The sequence below is a fragment of the Variovorax sp. P1_H2 genome (assembly GCF_056405295.1).
The window spans coordinates 1-1,839 of the sequence record NZ_JBFUCJ010000266.1 but is presented as its reverse complement, the minus strand read 5'-3'; the positions used below and the strand labels follow the sequence as shown (position 1 = coordinate 1,839).

3 protein-coding genes are annotated in these 1,839 nt (G+C 67.6%); all 3 read left to right on the top strand.

All coding sequences use genetic code 11. The features are described from left to right. Positions 1–1,032: 2-oxo acid dehydrogenase subunit E2 (locus tag AC1D2E_RS35695; RefSeq protein WP_478201773.1), on the top strand; the 1,032-nt coding region annotated here is incomplete at its 5' end. Positions 1,033–1,102: 70 nt separating this feature from the next. Continuing rightward, positions 1,103–1,693, top strand: coding sequence for an MFS transporter (locus tag AC1D2E_RS35690; protein WP_478201772.1), 591 nt, complete (start codon positions 1,103–1,105; stop codon positions 1,691–1,693). Continuing rightward, on the top strand, positions 1,690–1,839 hold a 150-nt coding region (locus AC1D2E_RS35685; protein WP_478201774.1), incomplete at its 3' end, for a biotin/lipoyl-containing protein. The genes AC1D2E_RS35690 and AC1D2E_RS35685, both read left to right, overlap by 4 nt.

Below are 1,839 nucleotides of genomic sequence, written 5' to 3'. Positions count from 1 at the left end.
GCTGCGGCCGCCGCACCCGCGGTGGCGAGCGCAGCGGCACCCGCAGCCGCCGCGCCGGCTGCTGCCGTACCGGCGCACGACCCCACGGTCGCGCCCAGCGGCAAGCTGCCGCATGCCTCGCCCTCGGTGCGCAAGTTCGCGCGCGAGCTCGGCGTGCCGCTCGAGGAAATCAAGGGCAGCGGCCCCAAGGGCCGCATCACCCAGGAAGACGTGCAGGGCTTCACCCGGGCGGTGATGAGCGGCGCGGCCAGCACCAGGGCCGCGGCCGCCAAGGCGCCGGCGGGCGGCGGTGGCGAGGCCCTCGGCCTGATCCCCTGGCCGAAGGTCGACTTCGCGAAGTTCGGCGCGGTGGAGCGCCGCGACCTGTCGCGCATCAAGAAGCTCAGCGGCGCCAACCTGCACCGCAACTGGGTGATGATCCCGCACGTCACGAACAACGACGAGGCCGACATCACCGAGCTGGAGGCCTTCCGCGTGGCGACCAACAAGGAGAACGAGAAGTCGGGCGTCAAGGTGACGATGCTGGCCTTCGTGATCAAGGCGATGGTCTCGGCACTGAAGAAGTTCCCCGACTTCAACGCCAGCCTGGACGGCGACCAGCTGGTCTACAAGCAGTACTACAACATCGGCTTCGCGGCGGACACGCCGAACGGCCTGGTGGTGCCGGTGCTCAAGGATGCCGACAAGAAGGGCGTGCTGCAGATCAGCCAAGAAATGGGCGAACTCGCCAAGAAGGCGCGCGACGGCAAGCTCGGTTCGGCCGACATGCAGGGCGGCTGCATCTCGATCAGCTCGCTCGGCGGCATCGGCGGCACGCACTTCACGCCGATCATCAATGCGCCCGAGGTTGCGATCCTGGGCCTGTCGAAGGGCCAGATGAAGCCGGTGTGGGATGGCAAGCAGTTCGTGCCGCGCCTGACGCTGCCGCTGTCGCTGTCCTACGACCACCGCGTGATCGACGGCGCCGCGGCGGCGCGGTTCAACGCCTACTTGGGCCAGGTGCTCGCCGACTTCCGCCGGGTGCTGCTATGACCCCCGAGGCGCCTGCGGCGCTTCCCCCTGAAGGGGGCGGCGCGCTCGGGGCGGCCCGGCGCGTGCCCCTATGACGACGGTGGTGGCCGTCCGCAAGGGCGGCCAGGTCGTGATGGCGTCGGATTCGCTCGTGACCTTCGGCGACACGCGGCTGTCGCACCGCGCCGAAGCCAACCAGAAGCTGTTCAAGGTCGACGATGCCGCCGGCCAGAGCATCTTCGCGGTGGCCGGTGCGGCGGCGCACTTCCTGGTGCTGCAGCACGCGCTGGCGGCGCAGCCCGCGGAGGCGCTGCGCTTCGGCAGCAAGGACGAGATCTTCCGCACCTTCACGCTGCTGCATCCGGTGCTGAAGGAGTCGTTCTTCCTGCAGACCAAGGAAGACGAGCACGACCCCTACGAGTCGAGCCAGTTCACGATGCTGCTGGCCAATGCCAGTGGCATCTATGGCATCTACAGCTACCGCGAAGTGTTCGAGTTCAAGCAGTTCTGGAGCATCGGCTCGGGACGCAACTTCGCACTCGGCGCGATGCACGCGGTCTACGACAAGGCGCGATCGGCGCGCGACGTCGCCGAGGCCGGCATTGCCGCGGCCTGCGAATTCGATCGCAATTCGGCCGGTCCGGTCGACGTTCTCACACTCAAACTGAAGGTGTCCAAATGAGCGAAGTACAAGTCAAGGTGCCGGACATCGGCGATTTCGACGAAGTCGCGGTGATCGAGGTGCTGGTGAAGGCCGGCGACACGGTGAAGGCCGAGCAGTCGCTGATCACGGTGGAGTCGGACAAGGCCTCGATGGAGATTCCGTCG

Coding starts and splice junctions, on each gene's coding strand:
- AC1D2E_RS35690 (WP_478201772.1), top strand. CDS start 1,103: ATGACGACGGTGGTGGCCGTCCGCAAGGGCGGCCAGGTCGTGATGGCG.